The following is a 15,527-nucleotide window of genomic DNA, read 5'->3' as shown; positions in this document are numbered from 1 at the left end:
GCGGTTTCCGGGAGGCGGGATCTGCAAACCGATCAAGATTAGCGCTTTTTTGAGCGCAATTTCCATAGCGGTTCGGAAAATACCGATAAATTAGCGCAAATTCATTACAACTTCATTGCGAGCCATGCAGGAATAGCAAGGAATTCTGCAATGCTGCGACGTTCAAACCGGCATCGCAGGCTTCCGGACGATCATTGAATCCTGCAACCTCCACGGTTGCTGGCAGCAAAAATCGATTTCGGTGGTTTACGTCCGGTTTTCCCTTGTCAGGGCTTGAGGCGATGTGTCCTTTCGCCTATCCCTTCAAGACCGCTCCGGCTTTGCCGGATTCTGCATGAACGTTCAGTAAGGGGGGAGCATGGCCGCCGCCACCGCGGGCCTGACATTCCTGGCTCTATGCCTGCCCTTTCTCGGTGCGCTGACCGCGCCGGTTGTCTTTCGGCGTTTGGGCCACAATGCGGCGTGGCTCCTGGCGCTGCTTCCCGCTCTTGCCTTTCTGCATTTTTCGAGCTTCCTTCCCGTCGTTGCAGCCGGCGGCATCCAAACTGGCGGTTTCGATTGGGTGCCGAGCCTTGATCTCCGGTTCTCCTGGCTGATTGACGGCCTGTCGCTGACCTTTGCGCTGCTCATCACCGGCATCGGCACGCTGATCGTCGTCTATGCCGGCGGCTATCTGAAGGGGCATGTCGATCTCGGCCGCTTCTTCTCCTTCATCTTCCTCTTCATGGGCTCGATGCTCGGCCTCGTCGTCTCGGACAGCTTCCTCACGCTGTTCGTCTTCTGGGAACTGACCTCGATCACTTCCTTCCTGCTGATCGGCTTCGATCATCATCGGGAAGCGTCGCGACGGGCGGCGCTGCAGGCGCTGGTCGTGACCGGCGGCGGCGGGCTGCTGTTCCTGGCGGGCCTGTTGCTGATCTGGCAGATCACAGGCATCGGCGCGATGTCCGATCTCCTGAAGGCTGGCGATGTCCTGCGCGCAAGCCCGCTCTATCTGGCGGCCCTGATCCTGGTGCTTGGTGGGGCCTTCACCAAATCGGCGCAGTTTCCCTTTCATTTCTGGCTGCCGAATGCCATGGAGGCGCCGACTCCGGTCTCGGCCTATCTGCATTCGGCGACCATGGTGAAGGCAGGCGTCTATCTGCTGATGCGGCTCAATCCGATCATGGGCGGGACGATGGCGTGGCAGACGATCCTGCCGGTCTTCGGCGCGGCGACCTTGCTCGTCGGAACTTTGCTTGCCATCCGCCAGACCGACTTGAAGCTGAAGCTCGCCTATACGACGGTCTCCTCGCTCGGCCTGCTGGTGATGCTCACCGGTTTCGGCACCGATTATGCCGTCGAAGCCGCCGTCCTCTATCTGGTGGCGCATTCCCTGTTCAAGGGCGCCCTATTCATGGTCGCCGGCATCGTCGATCATGAAACGGGAACACGCGACATCACCCGGCTGGGCGGCTTGCGCTCGGCCATGCCGTTGACCTTTGTCGCTGCCTTGGTCGCTGCCATATCGATGGGAGGGCTGCCTCCGGCTTTCGGGTTCCTCGCGAAGGAGGAAATCTATGCCGCGCTGGCACAGGCATCGCCGGCTGCCATCATCCTCACCCTCATCGCCGTGGCGGGCAATGCGCTGATGTTTGCCATCGCCTTTGCCGTGGCGCTGAAGCCCTTCGTCGGCCCGCTGACCGAGACGCCTCGCCCGCCGCATGAGGCGCCCCCATTGCTCTGGCTCGGACCGGTCACGCTTGCTTTACTCGGCATCGCTTCGGCTTTGTTCTCGGGCCTTTGGCACGAGTATGTCTCTTCGCCGATGGCAAGCGCGGTCGGCGGCAAGGGATTGGAGATTTCGGTCTCCTTGATCCCGCATATTGGTCTACCTCTGGCGCTTTCTCTGCTGACCGTGCTGATCGGCGTCATCGTCTACTGGCAGCTCGATCGCGCCCGTTTCCTGATGTCCGTCGTTCTGCGCGCCCTCGGGCCGGGGCCGGATCGCGGTTTCGATGGATTCATCTCCGGTCTGGTGCGGCTGTCGCATGTCGTCTCGCGGCTGCTGCAGCCTGGCCGACTGGAAATCTACGTCACCGTCACTTTCCTTTGCCTGGCGGCAATGTTGCTGATCCCTCTCGCCGCTCATGGCGAGCTGCCCGCGATGCCGGCATTGCCGAACCTGCAGTGGCATGAGGCAACGATCTTTTTGATTGCCGTCATCGGCGTTGTTGCGGTCGTCTTTGCGCGGGACCGGCTGACGGCGATCGTTTCGCTTGGCATCCAGGGCTTTGCCGTCGCCGTCATTTTCCTGCTGTTCGGCGCACCGGATCTTTCCTTCACGCAGTTTATGGTCGAGACGCTTGCGGTGGTGATTCTGGCGCTTGTCATGACGCGGCTGCGGCTTTCGCCGTCCGATCGCCGGCCGCCGCTCGCCAGGATCGCCCATGCCGTGCTCGCCATTGCCTGCGGCAGCGGTTTTACGCTCCTGCTGCTGAAGGCGACCGAAGCGCCGTTCGATCTGACGCTGACCGCCTTCTTCAATCAATATTCGAAGCTGATCGCGCATGGCGACAATGTGGTCAACGTTATCATCGTCGACTTCCGCGGCACGGATACGCTCGGCGAAATCGCAGTCGTCGCCATGACCGGGCTTGCCATCCTGGCGCTGATCCGCATCCGCGCCGGCGGCGAGCGCAAGCTAGCAACCAACGATCCCGATCTTGAGGAGAAGCCCGGTTTCGAGGAAGGGATGGAGGCCGAGCGCTCATGAACACGCTGATCTTCCGCACCGCCGCGCCGTTTTTGACGGCCCTGATGTTGCTCTTCTCCATCTTCGTGCTGCTGCGCGGTCATAACGAGCCCGGCGGCGGCTTTATCGGCGGCCTGATCGCGGCTTCGGCGCTCGCGATCTATGGCATTGCCTGCGGCGTGACGGCCGTCCGCCGCGCGATCATCTTTCATCCGCTGGCGATTGCCGGTTTCGGCCTGCTTGCCTCGACCCTTGCCGGCTTGGTGTCCGTCTTTGCCGGCGTGCCGTTCATGACGGGGCTGTGGATCTATCCGCATCTCTTCGGTGTCGAGGTGCCGCTTTCCACCGTCATGCTCTTCGACACCGGCGTCTATCTGGTCGTCGTCGGCGCCATCACCTCGATCGCGCTCGCGCTCGAAGAGCGGGAGGTGGATTGATGGAAGCCGTCTTCGCCGTCGTCGTCGGCATCTTCTTCACCGCTGCGATCTATCTGATGCTTTCGCGATACTCGATCCGCATCATGCTCGGCATCGCGATCCTCGGCAACGCCGTCAACCTTCTGCTGTTCACGGCCGGCCGGGTCACGCCCGAAGTGCCGCCGATCATTCAGAAAGGCGCGGCCACGCTCGATCTTGCCGCCGCCAATCCGCTGCCGCAGGCCTTAATCCTGACAGCGATTGTCATCTCCTTCTCGTTCCTCGCTTTTCTGCTTGTCCTGACCTATCGGGCCTATCAGGCCTTGAAGACCGACAATACGGGCGAGATGCGGCTCGCTGAACCGGAGGAGCGGCCGCTGCCGCCCCTGGGGTACTGACGCCATGGCTGGACCCACGGATACCGCAGTTGATCTTTCCCAGGCGCTGGTCGCAGCGCCGATACCGATGGGACATTGGCTCGTCATTTTGCCGGTCGTCTTGTGTATCGGGCTCGGCGCGCTTCTTCTGATGCTGCGCAATCGTACCGAATGGCATGCCGCGATCGCCATTCCCGGCCTTGTGCTATTGGTGCTGATCGATGCCGCCTTGCTTTATCGGGTCGTCGGCGACGGCGCCGTGACCATGGTCATGGGGCGATGGCTGCCGCCCTTCGGCATCGCCTTCACCGTCGATATTTTTGGCGCGCTCATGGCTTTGACGGCGGCGGTGGTTGCGCTCGCAGCGGGTTTCTATTCTCTTGGCGAAATCACGGTGAGTGGTCGGCGATATGGCTTCTTTCCATTCCTGATGCTGCTGCTCGCCGGCGTTAGCGGCGCCTTCCTGACGGGCGATGTCTTCAACCTCTACGTCTGGTTCGAGGTGCTGCTGATCTCGTCTTTTGGCCTGCTGATACTTGGCTCGGAGCCTGAGCAGATCGACGGTGCGCTGAAATATGCTGTCCTCAACCTGATCGCCACCACGCTCTTTCTCGTCTCCGTGGGCTATCTCTACGCCGTCTTCGGCACGCTCAACATGGCCGATATCGCGCTGAAGGCGAGGGCGGGTGACAGCAACGCACCGCTGATGACGCTGGCCGGCCTATTCCTGCTGGCCTTCGGCATGAAGGCTGCCGCCTTTCCGGTCAATTTCTGGCTCCCGGCCTCCTATCACACGCCACGCATCACCGTTTCGGCGATTTTTGCCGGCTTGCTGACCAAGGTCGGCGTCTATGCGCTGATCCGGGTTCTGGTCATGCTACTGCCTGTCGAGCGGGTGGAGCTTGGTCCGCTCGTCGCGGTCGTTGCTATTGCCACCATGCTTGTCGGCGTCGTCGGAGCGCTGGGGGCAAACGATGTCAGGCGCATGCTCGGCTATATCGTCATCTCCGGTATCGGAACCATGCTTGCGGGTGTCGCTCTCGGCAGTGCCGACGGCCTCAGCGGCGCGATCTTCTATGCACTGCATTCGATGGTGCTGATGACGGCACTTTACTTGCTTGCAGGGCAGGCGGCTCGGCTCGGCGGCAGCTTTTCCTTGAGCGCCCTCGGTGGCCTCTATCGTCGCAACGGCTGGTTTGCCGGCATCTCGCTGGTGCTGTTCTTCGCCATCAGCGGCTTGCCGCCCTTTTCCGGCTTCTGGCCTAAAGTCGTGCTCGTGAAGGCGGCGCTCGCGACGGGCGCATGGTGGCTTGCCGCAACAATCCTTTTGGCCGGTTTCCTGACGACAATCGTGTTCGGGCGGGTATTTCTCCTGGCCTATTGGCGCCCGGCGGCGGCAGATGGGATTGAAGCGGAGCCGATTGCATGGCAGGCGGCGCTGCCGCTCCTTGCTCTTTCTCTGCTTGTCGTCGGCTTCGGCCTGTTTCCGGAATGGCTCCTGCACCTGACGCAGGCCGCCGCTGCCGGCCTTGAGCAACCGTCGGCCTATCTGCGCTCGGTCTTCCCCACAGCAGGAGGCGCGCAATGATCCTATTCGTCTTCAACCTGCTGCTCGCCATCGTCTGGGTCGCCATCACCGGCAGCGCTTCCTTCATCAATCTGATCTTCGGATTCGTCCTTGCGGCAATTGCGCTGGCGATCGTCCGCTCGTCCTATGGCGGCGTGCTTTATCTCGGCCGTGTCCGCCGCATTTTGGCATTGCTGTTGCTGTTCATCCGGGAGCTCGCCAAGTCGGTCTGGGCGGTCGCCGTCGCCGTCATGAGCCCCAGGATGGACGTGAAGCCCGGTATCTTCGCCTTTTCCTTGACGGTCGATCGCGATTTCGAAATCACGCTGCTTGCCAATCTTATCACGCTGACGCCGGGAACTCTGTCCGTCGACGTCTCCGATGATCGCAAGACGCTTTACGTCCATGCGCTCGATTGCTCCGATCCGGAGGCCATCAGGCGCAGCATCGCCGATGGCTTCGAGCGCCGGATCATGGAGGCCTTCCGATGATGGCCGCATCCGTCGTCTCAGCCGCCGCGATGGTGGCGCTCGGCATTCTGAGCATTGCCTTCCTGTTGACCGTCTATCGTGTGGTGGCCGGCCCGACCTTGCCGGACCGGGTTCTCGCGCTCGACATGCTGGTGGCGATCGCCATCGGCTTCATCGCCATCATCGCCATCAAGACGGGTTTCACGCTCTATATCGATATTGCCATCTCGCTCGGTCTCGTCGGCTTTCTGGCGACCGTCGCCTTCGCACGGTTCATCCTGACACAGGGGCAATCGGATGCCGTGCAACAGGCTGGCGCAGGACCGGATGAGAATACCGCAGCCGAAGGCAAAAAGAGGCGTAAGCACCGCGGGCTGAAGAAGGAAGGGCGATAGTGGATTTGCTTTGGGCTATAATAGTAACCGTGCTTCTACTTTCGGGTGCGCTGTTCTCGCTCATTGCAGCGATTGGCATCGTGCGTCTTCCCGATCTCTACAGCCGTATGCATGCGGCGTCGAAGGCGGGTACGGTTGGCTCCGGCCTGCTGCTACTTGCAGTCGGTATCCACTCGCAGGACATATCTGTCCTGGCAAGAGCATTGGCGGGTTTCGTCTTTTTCGTGCTGACGGCACCGATCGCAGCGCATCTTCTCGCGAGGGCGGCACACAGGGCTGGACATCGGCTGACGCCGCCTTCCGTGCGGGATGAACTGCTGGCGAGGGAGCAGATCACCAAGAGCGCGTATAGAAAGAAGGGCTAACAAACGTGGAAATTGTTCAGAAAGGAATAGCTGTTCGCGTTATTAGTTATCTGTTTTTTAGTAGATGAATTTTTTGCGAAGAAATGTAGGGATTAAAAACTGGACATTTGGATAAAGAGTGCTAATTCAGATTCAAGTAGAGTTCTGATGTTGAGTTAGTCTCGACCGGGTTTAAGCTCTCGATGCTTTTATCTTTCTTTGATGAAAAGCTGAGCAAAACTTTCTTCCGGTAAGTGATTAAAGATCGCTATCGCGGTCGCTAATTCTGATGTCAGGCGGCAAGGGGCGGTTTTCTCTCACGTGAGGTCTAGGGGTGGATTTCATGCGGAAAGAAATTTGGTTTTATCCACCGTTTTCTTGCTGGTGACTGCTACGAATACGAGCAATGCGTTTGTGCGGATTGTTCGGCGCTGGGACATAGCGAAATCGACAGATTTCCGTAGCCGAGCGCAAAATATATAGCAACGTTGTGCCCTGCGTGCTCTCCGGAGGCGCGGACGCAGCAGGCAAGCCGATGAACAGGAGAACACAATGACAGATGCGGCCCTTGGCAACGGGCAGGAGTTACTGGTTGAACTGACTGCCGACATTGTTGCGGCCTATGTCAGCAACCATGTCGTACCGGTCAGCGACCTTCCGAATTTGATTTCCGACGTACATTCCGCCTTGAGCAGCACCTCGGCTCCGGCACCTGCCGTAACCGTGGTCGAAAAGCAGAAGCCGGCCGTATCCGTTCGCAAATCCGTGCAGGATGACCAGATCACCTGCCTCGAATGTGGCGGCAGCTTCAAGTCTTTGAAGCGCCATCTCATGACCCATCATGGTCTTTCGCCGGAAGAATATCGCGAAAAGTGGGACCTCGCTGCCGATTATCCGATGGTGGCACCAGCCTATGCGGAAGCCCGTTCGCGCCTGGCAAAGGAAATGGGCCTCGGCCAACGTCGCAAGCGCGGCCGCTGAGAGTTCCATAACGACCTTAAAGATAACCCGGCTTTTGGGCCGGGTTATCCCCATGTTGGCTGCAGGAGCGGCCTATGCCGCGGCCCTGACACGAGCCTCTTCGCGAATGCGTTTGATCATCGAGCGCAATCCGTTGGCGCGCTGCGAGGACAGATGCTCCACCAGCCCGATCTTCCCGAAGACATCGAGTGCGTCGAGAGCCGCGATTTCCGAAGCTGGCTTGCCGGAATAGGTGGCTAGCACGATCGCCACCAGCCCGCGCACGATATGCGCGTCCGAATCGCCTTCAAAGGTCAATATCGGATTGTCCGGATCGCCAGATGCATGCGTGACGAGCCAGACCTGGCTCGCACAGCCCTGTACCTTGTTTTCCAGAGTCCGCTTTTCCTCCGGCAGGTCGGGCAGCGCCTTGCCGAGCTCGATCACAAAGCGGTAGCGATCCTCCCATTCGTCCAGGAAGGAAAAGTCTTCGATGATCTTCTCAAGCGGTGTCATTGCAGCAGTCCAGATTGTCCATTGTCTTGGATATAGGCGAAACGGTGCCCGATTTGAACCCGGGACGACAAAGAACGCCACCGACCATAGGGGGCGGCGGCGCTGAAGTTGGGGCCAATGGAAAAAATGTCAGATATGTGGGCGCGGCATCGGCAGCGGAATGGAGGACGGCAGCTTGACCGTGCCGGTAACGACGGCGTCGGCCGTTTCTGTACCCGTGATGCGCTTGGCCGGCATCGGCTGCGCCATGGCGGCAACCTGATCGGTGCCCGTGTGAGCCGTTGCGGCAGCTGCCTGCGGATTTGCGGCTTGATCCTTGAAGTGACGGCCGAGCATGTCGTAGGCGACGCGAGCGCCGTCGCCGACCTGATAGCCGAGCGCCGTCAGCGTTTCGCCGCCCTTGGCACAGACATCCGGCTTCTCGTTGCACATGGCGCCGACATATTGAACGACGCCCGATGCAGCCGAAATCGCATCGGAAACCTGCAGCGTCGCTTCACCTGCCGGCCGCGGCGCACCCTCGGGCTTTGCAAAGATCGGCAGGAACATGAGAACCAGCGAAAACCAGAACCCTGCTCTAATCAGAAACCACATCGCCTAGCCCCATCCTCTCTGTCGCTCGGCTCGATCGCCGATTCGGACTTGCCCGTCCGATCTGGTTCGAACCCTATCTGGCAGAGGACAACAGCGCTTTTCAAAACTCGGCAGCATTTTCTGCAATTTTGATTCAAATTTTAGCTTTCCGGCTTTGACCAGCATTTGGTTCAAATTGTAGCGATTGCTGTTAAGCATGTCTCGCCCTATCCGCCTGATATGCAGGGGTTTGCGGATGCAAGCCTTGCCGCAAAAGTTAACGCGCGGCGGAAATACGAATAAAATCCGTTGCTTACCCGCTGTTAACCACAAAAAACAAAGGTCCTTCATTCTGCGTCAAAACGGGATTTTGAGCCCTTTTCGGCCGTCCTGAGCGTTCCTTCTTTATTCTTTCCTTAAGTCGGCGGGGCCTATTGTGCAGTCCGATAAGTGACCGTTTTGACGGGTTGTAGTGTGCGCGTATTGAGTGACATTTCTGTCGGGGCTGTAGCCCTCGTGGACCGGGTAGGCCGAAGCTGGCTTTCCCGGACGAGCGGGGATGGCGAAGTCCGTGGGCAGGAATTGGCGATCCTGCGCCGGCTTGCGCTTGCTTCTTCCGTCGCGCTCTTTGCCGTTCCGGCCGGTCTTTCCCTCGTTACAAGCCCGGCCGTGGCGCTGCCTGCCGGTGTGGCCACGGTATGCGCCGCCTTCCTCTTTTCGGCCGTGGGCAGCATCGCGCTGTCGCGTCAGCGGCCTGCCCTCCACCCGGCAGAGGCCGTCGTCGTCGAGCACCACGATCTGATGCTGGAGTCGGCCTTCGGCCTCGTCCTGCTGCTCGACCCCCAGGGCAATGTGACCACAGTCGGTGGTCGCGATCGTGCGGAATTTCTGAGCTGGATGCGCGACCCCGTCGGGCGTGGCTTCGTCGAGCAGATCCACGTCTCAGACAGAATCGTCTTCCTGCAGGCGATCGATGTACTGCGCCAGGGAAGGGATGCCCATAGCGCCGATTTGCGCCTGGAACGCTCGGCGGTTGTCGGCGGTGATGACCAGTTCGTCCATGTGCGCATGGAGCTGACCGCGCGCCGCGATGGCGAGGGGCGCCTGACGGCAATCGTCAGCCAGCTGCGCGATATTTCTCAGGACCAGCAGCTCCGCGAGGATGCGGCGCGCAAGGCGGCCGAGGCGGAATCGGCCAATGATGCCAAGTCGCGCTTCCTCGCTGCCGTCAGCCATGAGCTGCGTACCCCGCTTAACGCCATCCTCGGCTTTTCCGATATTCTGAGCGGCGAGTATTTCGGCAAGCTGGAAAATGACCGCCAGCGCGAATATGTCGGCCTGATCCGCCAGTCGGGTGCCCATCTTCTGTCGGTCGTCAATACCATGCTCGACATGAGCAAGATCGAGGCTGGCCGCTATGAATTGCTGCTCGAATCCTTCGCGATCGAGGACACCATTGCGACATGCGAAGCAATGCTCGGGCTGCAGGCGAAGGAAAAGGGACTGACGCTGACAAGCCGCATCCAGCGCGGCCTCGGCGAGATCGTCGCCGACCAGCGGGCGATCCAGCAGATTCTCATCAACCTCGTCGGCAATGCCATCAAATTTACCGATGCGGGCGGCGCGATCACCATCGATGCGGCCTTGGCCGATGGCATGTTGAAGCTGTCGGTCGGCGATACGGGCATCGGCATTGCCAGCGAACGGCTGGCATCGCTCGGCCAGCCCTTCGTGCAGATCCAGAACGACTACACCCGCCGTTACGCCGGCACCGGCCTCGGTCTGTCGCTCGTCAAGGGCCTCGTCGGCCTTCATGGCGGAAACTTCTCGATTGCCAGCGCGCCGGGCGAGGGTACGGTCATCACCATCCTCATTCCATTCGACGGCTCCGGTGCCGTAACGATGCAGCAGCCTGTGGATGTTAATCGCCCTGTCGATTTTCCGCCGCGCCTGAAACATACTATGGAGATAGATGAAGGGCGAAACAAGGAACTGATGAATGGCCCCGCAAAAGCGAAAATCGCCTAAGGGAAGAGGAAGGGGTAAGCGCAAGCAGCCCGGCCTGGCCTCCCGTGGTGCGGTTGCCCTTGGCAGCCTGAGCCTGCGCGGCAGCACCGCGCTGGGCGGCCTTGGCCTTCGCGGTGCGGGCGCGCTCGCCGCTCTGATCGGCAGTGCAGTCGGCCGTCATCCAGCCATTGCAGGCGGCATGGCGCTTTTCTTCGGGGTTTTTGGCTTCGTCACCGCCAACGCGCTCTGGTATCAGACGGGCGCGCATCCATCGCCCATATTGCGCACCCGCGATCCCGCGTCTCCCTACCAGATCCCCGGCCGCAAATCCTTCCTGCACGCGCAGCAGGCCGATGCCGGCAATGTAACGACCTTTCGGATAGAAAGGCAGGATTCGGCCGCCGATCTTGCCCCGCCGTCGTCAACCGGCCAGGTCGCGGCACAATCGTCCAGCGCGCCGTCGAAACTGATTGCCGATGTACAGGCTGAACTCATCCGTCACGGCCTCTATGATGGCGCAGCCGATGGGAAGCCGGGATCGCGCACGACATCGGCCATCCTCTTCTTTCAGGAGGCGTCTGGTCTTCCGCAGACCGGTACGCCGACACCGGAGCTTCTTGCCGCCCTCAAGGCCAGCAATGCCGCTGCTGCACAGCCGGCTAGCGGCAGAGCGAATGCGACGGCTGCCGTCCCCGCCGAGCGCCCCGTCAACGTTTCCGCCATGGCGGATGCGATCGACCCGGTTGCTGCCGCCATACAGAATGCCGAAAAGAACTTGAAGACCGGCGCGGTAGCGGCCAAAGCAACGCCAAGCGATGCGGTCAACAAGGTCAATATGGTCATGCAGATCCAGAAGGGTCTGAGCAATATCGCCTATAGCAATGTCAGCATCGATGGCGTAGCCGGAGAGCAGACGAAGGCAGCGATCCGCCGCTTCCAGAAGCACTATCGCCTGCCGGAAACCGGCGAGCCGAATATGGCGGTCCTCAAGAAGCTGCAGGATATCGGCGCGCTCTGAAGCCCGCGGTACAAGCCTCTGCCGCAAACCTGGTGACGACTACGCGCTGCAGACGGCTTCAATTGCCTTGGCGAGCATGCATCGCTATAGCTCGGGCATGAGATTGCGCAGCGACATCTTTGTTTCCGCCCTTGTCCGCCGCTTGTTTGCGCGTGGGGATTTTGCCGCTGTCGAGCACAAGGGCGAGGAGCAGGCTGGCGCGATCTTCATCCGCCAACGCTTCCGCGATGGATCGGAAACCCTTTATGCGCCGGCACCGCAGAGCCTGTTCGATGAGGAGGAGAGCGGGACGCGGCTCTTCGAGATCCGCATCGAGCGGAAGGAACCGCAGGAAATCCGCGAAACCCTTGATCGCGAGCTGAAATTCGATCCTGATTTATGGATCGTCGAACTGGAAACGGACGATATCACCGATATCGTCCCATTGGCCGGTTTCCGCGCCAATCCGCTGGATTGAGCCGTCCTTATCGACGGTTTGCCACACGCAATTCGCGGAGAGGACCTGATTTTGCCCCGAACAACGGCGCTGCAGGACGCTGCGCCGGCTTTTCCTGCGGCAGATAGGTATAGCTGTCAGCGCGACGCCATGCCTCGACGCGCGCCTGGCTCTCTTCCGAGTCGATATCATCGAGCACCAGCCATGCCCGGCTGACGCTGCCATGTCGTTCGGCCAGATGCGGATAGAAGCGCTCCAGCGAGTAGACGGCATCGGCGATGCCCATGCCGAGGCTGACGAGCGTGACGGCGAGCTGTTGCCCCGAAGTGTCGAGCAGGATGCGTTCAGCAAGCCAGTAGCTGGAGGAGAGGGCATCGGCGAGCGTCGTTGCGAATTGCACCGCATCGCGCTCGCGCGCAAAGCGGACGAGCAGCGCTTCCTGCGTCTCGCTAAGGCTGCGCAGACCGAGCCGGTCGCTGTCATCGCGGTTGAGATGGCGCGCAGCCTGTTTGATCTGCTGGCGCAGGATTTCTTCGCGTGACTGCCGTTCGGTTTCCGCCTCGGCCTGCGATGAAATTACATCAGCTGGCTGCTCCTGCATTGTCATGCCGCGTTCCGGCTCGGCCTGATGCAGACCGACAAGTGCGTCTATGACTTTGGGGGAAAGGGATGAGCGGCGGACGATTGCTCGGGCATGAGCGGCCCCTTGCGTGCGAGCGATGGTGATGAGTGTATCGTCGTCGATCGCCTGCGAACTCGTGAGGAACGGAGCGGCAATGGCGATCGGCTGACAGCCGATGAACAGGGCAACTGCCTGGGGCACGGTTTCACATTGGGAGAGGGCGGCAACCGCCTGCCGCTTTGCCTCGTCCGAAGATGCCTGGAAAACGGGGGTGAAAAGCTCGGCAAATTGGCGAAGTTCCGATTTGGACGGATGGCCCATGCCTTCGAAGCTGGTGATCGTCGCCATCAGAACCACGTCCTTCTTGCGGACAGTCGCAGGCTCTTCAAGGTCTCTAAACCGATCACGCACGCCAACACCCATACTGATACGCCGAACAAAAAAGCAGGGAGCCCGAAGGTCGACCATGGCTTGCGCTTTGCTTCACTCCAGTCGAACGGGACGACTCTTTCGATAAAGAGAGCGACCTCGATGATGACTGTCGAAACGGGTATGGACACGGTCGTCCTTATCTGGCTTTCGCCAAAGACTAAGGCCGGCAGGGTTAATGGTTCGTGAAAACTTTATTAAAATCCGAATAAAAATTGCGCGTTAAGCTTGCGCGAGGAGTGCAGCCGCATTTTGTCCGCATGGACGGCAGTTTGGGGCGAAAGCGGACCTGTGGAAAACCTTTCTGGGCATGGGTGCTTACAGGCAAATTCAACCTATGGGTGCTTCTGTTGTGGAGATAGTCAAAAGCGATGTCACTCGCTGCAAAAGCGGAGATCCGGCTTCTTGATGCAGGTGGGATTCTTCAGATGCCCTTATGCTCGCGCAAGGCTGCGAGCAGCTTTTCCGAGGTGTTGTAGCCGGATTGAAAAAGGCCGATTGCCGCCGTGGCCGCGAACTGGGCTTCCGTGCTTCTAATATCGATCCGCTTTTCCAGGCACCACCCATCCAGCGCATCGCGCAAGACGGTGACGTCCTCCGGTGAAAAGACGGAACTGCCCGCCGCAAACATTGATTGCCCTCGAATTACGACCTTACATTACGTTAATTTTTCGTGAGCGCAAATAATATTTGTGTGACGCTTTTCTGCAACGTGGTATTCGCGCTTTCCATGTGCCCTCCGGATCGTCTGTTGAGTTAAGAGCATGATATTGCTCGTTTTCATGGCAAAAGCGCGTTCCGCAATTTTTCAACAGCCGATGAAACCAAAGCCGCCGTCACGGCGTTAATAGAGCATGACGAGTGATGCCGAGAATGACGATCGACGAGAATTAGCATTCTGTTAACTGCGATATGTCTGAATTCCGATTGAAAGCAGCCATTGGCAGAATGTGATCGAGTGTAAAGACAGCATGGAAGCCGAAAAATCGGTGCTCATGCCACGGTGTAAGGGAAATGCCGTGAGAAGGCGCGGATGCCTCCATTGAAGCCCAAAACAAAGGCTGGAATGGAGGGGAGCGTTAGCCCGCTTCAGTGGCGGGCAGGGTGAAATCAAGTCGCAGGTTCATCCGTCTCGAGACGTTAATGGAGACGAGAATGGCAAAGATCATATCTCTTTCGGATTGGCGATTGCGCCTGCCGCCGCGCGCCCAGAAGGAACCGGTGGAGGCAAAGATACTATTGTTCACCGGCGTACGTTACGAGCATCTTGATACGCCAACGCATCGCCCCGGGGCAGGCCCGAAGCGGGCAAAGGGAAAGTAAGCGCTTCAACATATGCAAGCGCGTGGCGAGTTCTCGCGCCTGCCAGTTGTCGTCGCAATCCGGCCGAATAGCGCTTGCTGGCGCCACTCGCCATGAGCCGCCAGCTTCCCGCAGTACAATTCTGGAGCCGGAGTTTTCAGCCAAAGATTTTAGCTCCTAAGATCTCAGCTCCAAAAGATCTCAGCCATTGTCGAATTCGTCACAGCCGGCCTCGGAGAGAAATTCTTGCGCGGCATCGTCGAAACTTGCTTGCGGCGCCATGGTGCGTAGCACCGCATAGCCTTGAGCCCGCGGCACTTCCACCAGGATCGATTGGGCAAGCGCGGGTGGCAGTGCCTTGCGTATGCCAGTCAGCTGGACAGGCGATGCAAGCAGCAAATCGAGCGTTCCGCCGACCGACGTACGGTCGCTCATGCTGAACACTTCATTGGATGCCGCGTCATAGATGGCAAGCGACCAGAACGGCACCTTGCCCTTCGCGGTCAGATGAACGGGCGTATCCTCGATGTCGAAGGCGCAGACGGCCGTGCGGATGTAGGGATCGGTATTGGAAAGCCCCGCATCGTCATCTTTGTTGTCGAGCATATAGAAATGATTTTCGTCACCCTCGTCCGATACACGCGTATAGGCGTCCCGATCGGAGAAATGCGGCAGCGACAGAATGATGATGATATGCAGCAGCACCGCGCCGAATAGGCCGGTGAGGATCGCGAAGACGAATCTAAACATTGCCGCATCCGATCTTCTCGAGTTTCGGCATGCCGAGATCGATCAGGCCGGAATTGCTGGCCGCCGGCGAATCCAGGAGCGTCCATACCAGGCGGAAATTGCCAGATGGCGGCAGGGCGAGCCAGTTGCCCGCCTGGGGACTGGATGAAACCGTGATGTTGAAGGTCGAATCCGGCTTGCGCAGCACCACCCAGGAATTGATGGTGGAAGGGCGACCGGCAGCATCTTCGATCGGCCGGCCGTCATTGCCGGCGATAAAGAGGGTCCAAAGCCTTGCCGGTGGCGTCTGGCCGCTGATGCGGTAGGTGCAATTTGCGGTCAGCCGCGCTTTGCTGTCATCGTCGGAGGCGGTAAACACCAGCCCCTCGGCTGTGCCGTACAGCAAACGCCCCGCGCGTGCTCGATGCGATTTCGCATAAGGGTCCGCATCCGCCGTCTGCGTTTCGGGGAACGCCTGCCAGGCGCCAAGCTTGATCGCGCCGAAGCCGGAGGTGGCATCCAACGCCAGAAGCGTGAACACGATACCGCCGCCAAAGGCGATGACAAGCGAAAGCGCAACAAGAAGGGGAACTCGGAACACCCTAGGATCGTCCTCGTGACAAATCAGTGTC

The 15,527-nt window shown here is 59.7% G+C and carries 18 protein-coding genes; 12 read left to right on the top strand and 6 right to left on the bottom strand.

The window, feature by feature from the left end; genetic code table 11:
• Positions 1-358: 358 nt before the first annotated feature.
• The 8 genes from JJQ51_RS04740 to JJQ51_RS04705 all read left to right on the top strand — a co-directional run bounded on the left by JJQ51_RS04740 (position 359) and on the right by JJQ51_RS04705 (position 7,284).
• A complete protein-coding gene (locus JJQ51_RS04740) occupies positions 359-2,755 on the top strand; it encodes a putative monovalent cation/H+ antiporter subunit A (RefSeq protein WP_152093538.1) in 2,397 nt (798 codons plus the stop codon).
• Entirely contained in the window at positions 2,752-3,171 is a 420-nt protein-coding gene (locus JJQ51_RS04735) for a Na+/H+ antiporter subunit B (RefSeq protein ID WP_069616065.1), read from the top strand. The genes JJQ51_RS04740 and JJQ51_RS04735 overlap by 4 nt, the downstream gene beginning before the upstream one ends.
• Entirely contained in the window at positions 3,171-3,548 is a 378-nt protein-coding gene (locus tag JJQ51_RS04730) for a Na+/H+ antiporter subunit C (RefSeq protein ID WP_069616066.1), read from the top strand. Before JJQ51_RS04735 ends, JJQ51_RS04730 begins: the two co-directional genes overlap by 1 nt.
• A gap of 4 nt (positions 3,549-3,552) precedes the next feature.
• A complete protein-coding gene (locus tag JJQ51_RS04725) occupies positions 3,553-5,115 on the top strand; it encodes a Na+/H+ antiporter subunit D (protein ID WP_269244387.1) in 1,563 nt (520 codons plus the stop codon).
• Positions 5,112-5,585: a Na+/H+ antiporter subunit E gene (locus tag JJQ51_RS04720; protein WP_113354016.1), complete on the top strand. Its 474-nt coding sequence runs from the start codon at positions 5,112-5,114 to the stop codon at positions 5,583-5,585. The genes JJQ51_RS04725 and JJQ51_RS04720 overlap by 4 nt, the downstream gene beginning before the upstream one ends.
• Positions 5,582-5,959 carry a cation:proton antiporter gene (locus JJQ51_RS04715; protein ID WP_113354017.1) on the top strand — a complete coding sequence of 126 codons (378 nt, stop codon included), beginning with the start codon at positions 5,582-5,584 and terminating at the stop codon, positions 5,957-5,959. Before JJQ51_RS04720 ends, JJQ51_RS04715 begins: the two co-directional genes overlap by 4 nt.
• A complete protein-coding gene (gene mnhG, locus JJQ51_RS04710) occupies positions 5,959-6,324 on the top strand; it encodes a monovalent cation/H(+) antiporter subunit G (protein ID WP_069616070.1) in 366 nt (121 codons plus the stop codon). The genes JJQ51_RS04715 and mnhG overlap by 1 nt, the downstream gene beginning before the upstream one ends.
• 531 nt (positions 6,325-6,855) lie before the next feature.
• On the top strand, positions 6,856-7,284 hold the full coding sequence (locus tag JJQ51_RS04705) for a MucR family transcriptional regulator (protein ID WP_069616071.1): 429 nt from the start codon (positions 6,856-6,858) through the stop codon (positions 7,282-7,284).
• Between the two features lie 72 nt (positions 7,285-7,356).
• On the opposite strand, the gene JJQ51_RS04700 is transcribed toward JJQ51_RS04705, so the two are convergent.
• Positions 7,357-7,779 (bottom strand): SufE family protein, encoded by a 423-nt coding sequence (locus tag JJQ51_RS04700; RefSeq protein WP_092710230.1) that lies wholly within the window; start codon positions 7,777-7,779, stop codon positions 7,357-7,359.
• 129 nt (positions 7,780-7,908) lie between these two features.
• The gene (locus JJQ51_RS04695) at positions 7,909-8,373 is read right to left on the bottom strand and encodes a DUF5330 domain-containing protein (protein WP_113330793.1); all 465 of its coding nucleotides are present in this window, start codon (positions 8,371-8,373) and stop codon (positions 7,909-7,911) included.
• A 453-nt stretch (positions 8,374-8,826) separates the two neighbouring features.
• On the opposite strand from JJQ51_RS04695, the gene JJQ51_RS04690 reads away from it, so the two are divergent.
• From JJQ51_RS04690 to JJQ51_RS04680, 3 genes are all read left to right on the top strand, one after another.
• Positions 8,827-10,380, top strand: coding sequence for a sensor histidine kinase (locus JJQ51_RS04690; RefSeq protein WP_113354018.1), 1,554 nt, complete (start codon positions 8,827-8,829; stop codon positions 10,378-10,380).
• Positions 10,352-11,377 carry a peptidoglycan-binding domain-containing protein gene (locus JJQ51_RS04685; RefSeq protein ID WP_269244386.1) on the top strand — a complete coding sequence of 342 codons (1,026 nt, stop codon included), beginning with the start codon at positions 10,352-10,354 and terminating at the stop codon, positions 11,375-11,377. The genes JJQ51_RS04690 and JJQ51_RS04685 overlap by 29 nt, the downstream gene beginning before the upstream one ends.
• Positions 11,378-11,474: 97 nt before the next feature.
• Positions 11,475-11,834, top strand: a complete 360-nt coding sequence (locus tag JJQ51_RS04680; RefSeq protein WP_113390380.1) for a DUF1491 family protein — start codon at positions 11,475-11,477, stop codon at positions 11,832-11,834.
• Between the two features lie 7 nt (positions 11,835-11,841).
• Here the strand turns inward: JJQ51_RS04680 and JJQ51_RS04675 are convergent, their stop codons facing one another.
• Both JJQ51_RS04675 and JJQ51_RS04670 read right to left on the bottom strand, forming a co-directional pair.
• Entirely contained in the window at positions 11,842-12,858 is a 1,017-nt protein-coding gene (locus JJQ51_RS04675; RefSeq protein WP_442967286.1) for a DUF2336 domain-containing protein, read from the bottom strand.
• A 430-nt stretch (positions 12,859-13,288) separates the two neighbouring features.
• Complete coding sequence (locus JJQ51_RS04670; protein ID WP_113330796.1) at positions 13,289-13,495, bottom strand: hypothetical protein; 207 nt, start codon at positions 13,493-13,495, stop codon at positions 13,289-13,291.
• 524 nt (positions 13,496-14,019) lie between these two features.
• Between JJQ51_RS04670 and JJQ51_RS04665 the strand changes: the two genes are divergently transcribed.
• Positions 14,020-14,187 (top strand): hypothetical protein, encoded by a 168-nt coding sequence (locus JJQ51_RS04665; protein WP_167459816.1) that lies wholly within the window; start codon positions 14,020-14,022, stop codon positions 14,185-14,187.
• 180 nt (positions 14,188-14,367) lie between these two features.
• Here the strand turns inward: JJQ51_RS04665 and JJQ51_RS04660 are convergent, their stop codons facing one another.
• Both JJQ51_RS04660 and JJQ51_RS04655 read right to left on the bottom strand, forming a co-directional pair.
• Positions 14,368-14,916 (bottom strand): DUF1254 domain-containing protein, encoded by a 549-nt coding sequence (locus JJQ51_RS04660; protein WP_113330797.1) that lies wholly within the window; start codon positions 14,914-14,916, stop codon positions 14,368-14,370.
• Positions 14,909-15,496 (bottom strand): DUF1214 domain-containing protein, encoded by a 588-nt coding sequence (locus JJQ51_RS04655; protein WP_113330798.1) that lies wholly within the window; start codon positions 15,494-15,496, stop codon positions 14,909-14,911. Before JJQ51_RS04655 ends, JJQ51_RS04660 begins: the two co-directional genes overlap by 8 nt.
• Positions 15,497-15,527 lie beyond the last annotated feature (31 nt).

The sequence above is a fragment of the Rhizobium sp. AG207R genome, assembly GCF_027109195.1.
GTDB classification, from domain to species: domain Bacteria; phylum Pseudomonadota; class Alphaproteobacteria; order Rhizobiales; family Rhizobiaceae; genus Rhizobium; species Rhizobium dioscoreae.
The sequence above is the reverse complement of the archived record's forward strand: the minus strand, read 5'-3'. Positions and strand labels throughout refer to the sequence as shown.

What these genes read in the sequence shown, in the direction of transcription:
- JJQ51_RS04740 (WP_152093538.1), top strand. Translation starts at nt 359, where the DNA reads ATGGCCGCCGCCACCGCGGGCCTGACATTCCTGGCTCTATGCCTGCCC.
- JJQ51_RS04735 (WP_069616065.1), top strand. Translation starts at nt 2,752, where the DNA reads ATGAACACGCTGATCTTCCGCACCGCCGCGCCGTTTTTGACGGCCCTG.
- JJQ51_RS04730 (WP_069616066.1), top strand. Translation starts at nt 3,171, where the DNA reads ATGGAAGCCGTCTTCGCCGTCGTCGTCGGCATCTTCTTCACCGCTGCG.
- JJQ51_RS04725 (WP_269244387.1), top strand. Translation starts at nt 3,553, where the DNA reads ATGGCTGGACCCACGGATACCGCAGTTGATCTTTCCCAGGCGCTGGTC.
- JJQ51_RS04720 (WP_113354016.1), top strand. Translation starts at nt 5,112, where the DNA reads ATGATCCTATTCGTCTTCAACCTGCTGCTCGCCATCGTCTGGGTCGCC.
- JJQ51_RS04715 (WP_113354017.1), top strand. Translation starts at nt 5,582, where the DNA reads ATGATGGCCGCATCCGTCGTCTCAGCCGCCGCGATGGTGGCGCTCGGC.
- JJQ51_RS04705 (WP_069616071.1), top strand. Translation starts at nt 6,856, where the DNA reads ATGACAGATGCGGCCCTTGGCAACGGGCAGGAGTTACTGGTTGAACTG.
- JJQ51_RS04700 (WP_092710230.1), bottom strand. Translation starts at nt 7,779, where the DNA reads ATGACACCGCTTGAGAAGATCATCGAAGACTTTTCCTTCCTGGACGAA.
- JJQ51_RS04695 (WP_113330793.1), bottom strand. Translation starts at nt 8,373, where the DNA reads ATGTGGTTTCTGATTAGAGCAGGGTTCTGGTTTTCGCTGGTTCTCATG.
- JJQ51_RS04685 (WP_269244386.1), top strand. Translation starts at nt 10,352, where the DNA reads ATGGCCCCGCAAAAGCGAAAATCGCCTAAGGGAAGAGGAAGGGGTAAG.
- JJQ51_RS04680 (WP_113390380.1), top strand. Translation starts at nt 11,475, where the DNA reads ATGAGATTGCGCAGCGACATCTTTGTTTCCGCCCTTGTCCGCCGCTTG.
- JJQ51_RS04675 (WP_442967286.1), bottom strand. Translation starts at nt 12,858, where the DNA reads ATGGGTGTTGGCGTGCGTGATCGGTTTAGAGACCTTGAAGAGCCTGCG.
- JJQ51_RS04670 (WP_113330796.1), bottom strand. Translation starts at nt 13,495, where the DNA reads ATGTTTGCGGCGGGCAGTTCCGTCTTTTCACCGGAGGACGTCACCGTC.
- JJQ51_RS04665 (WP_167459816.1), top strand. Translation starts at nt 14,020, where the DNA reads ATGGCAAAGATCATATCTCTTTCGGATTGGCGATTGCGCCTGCCGCCG.
- JJQ51_RS04660 (WP_113330797.1), bottom strand. Translation starts at nt 14,916, where the DNA reads ATGTTTAGATTCGTCTTCGCGATCCTCACCGGCCTATTCGGCGCGGTG.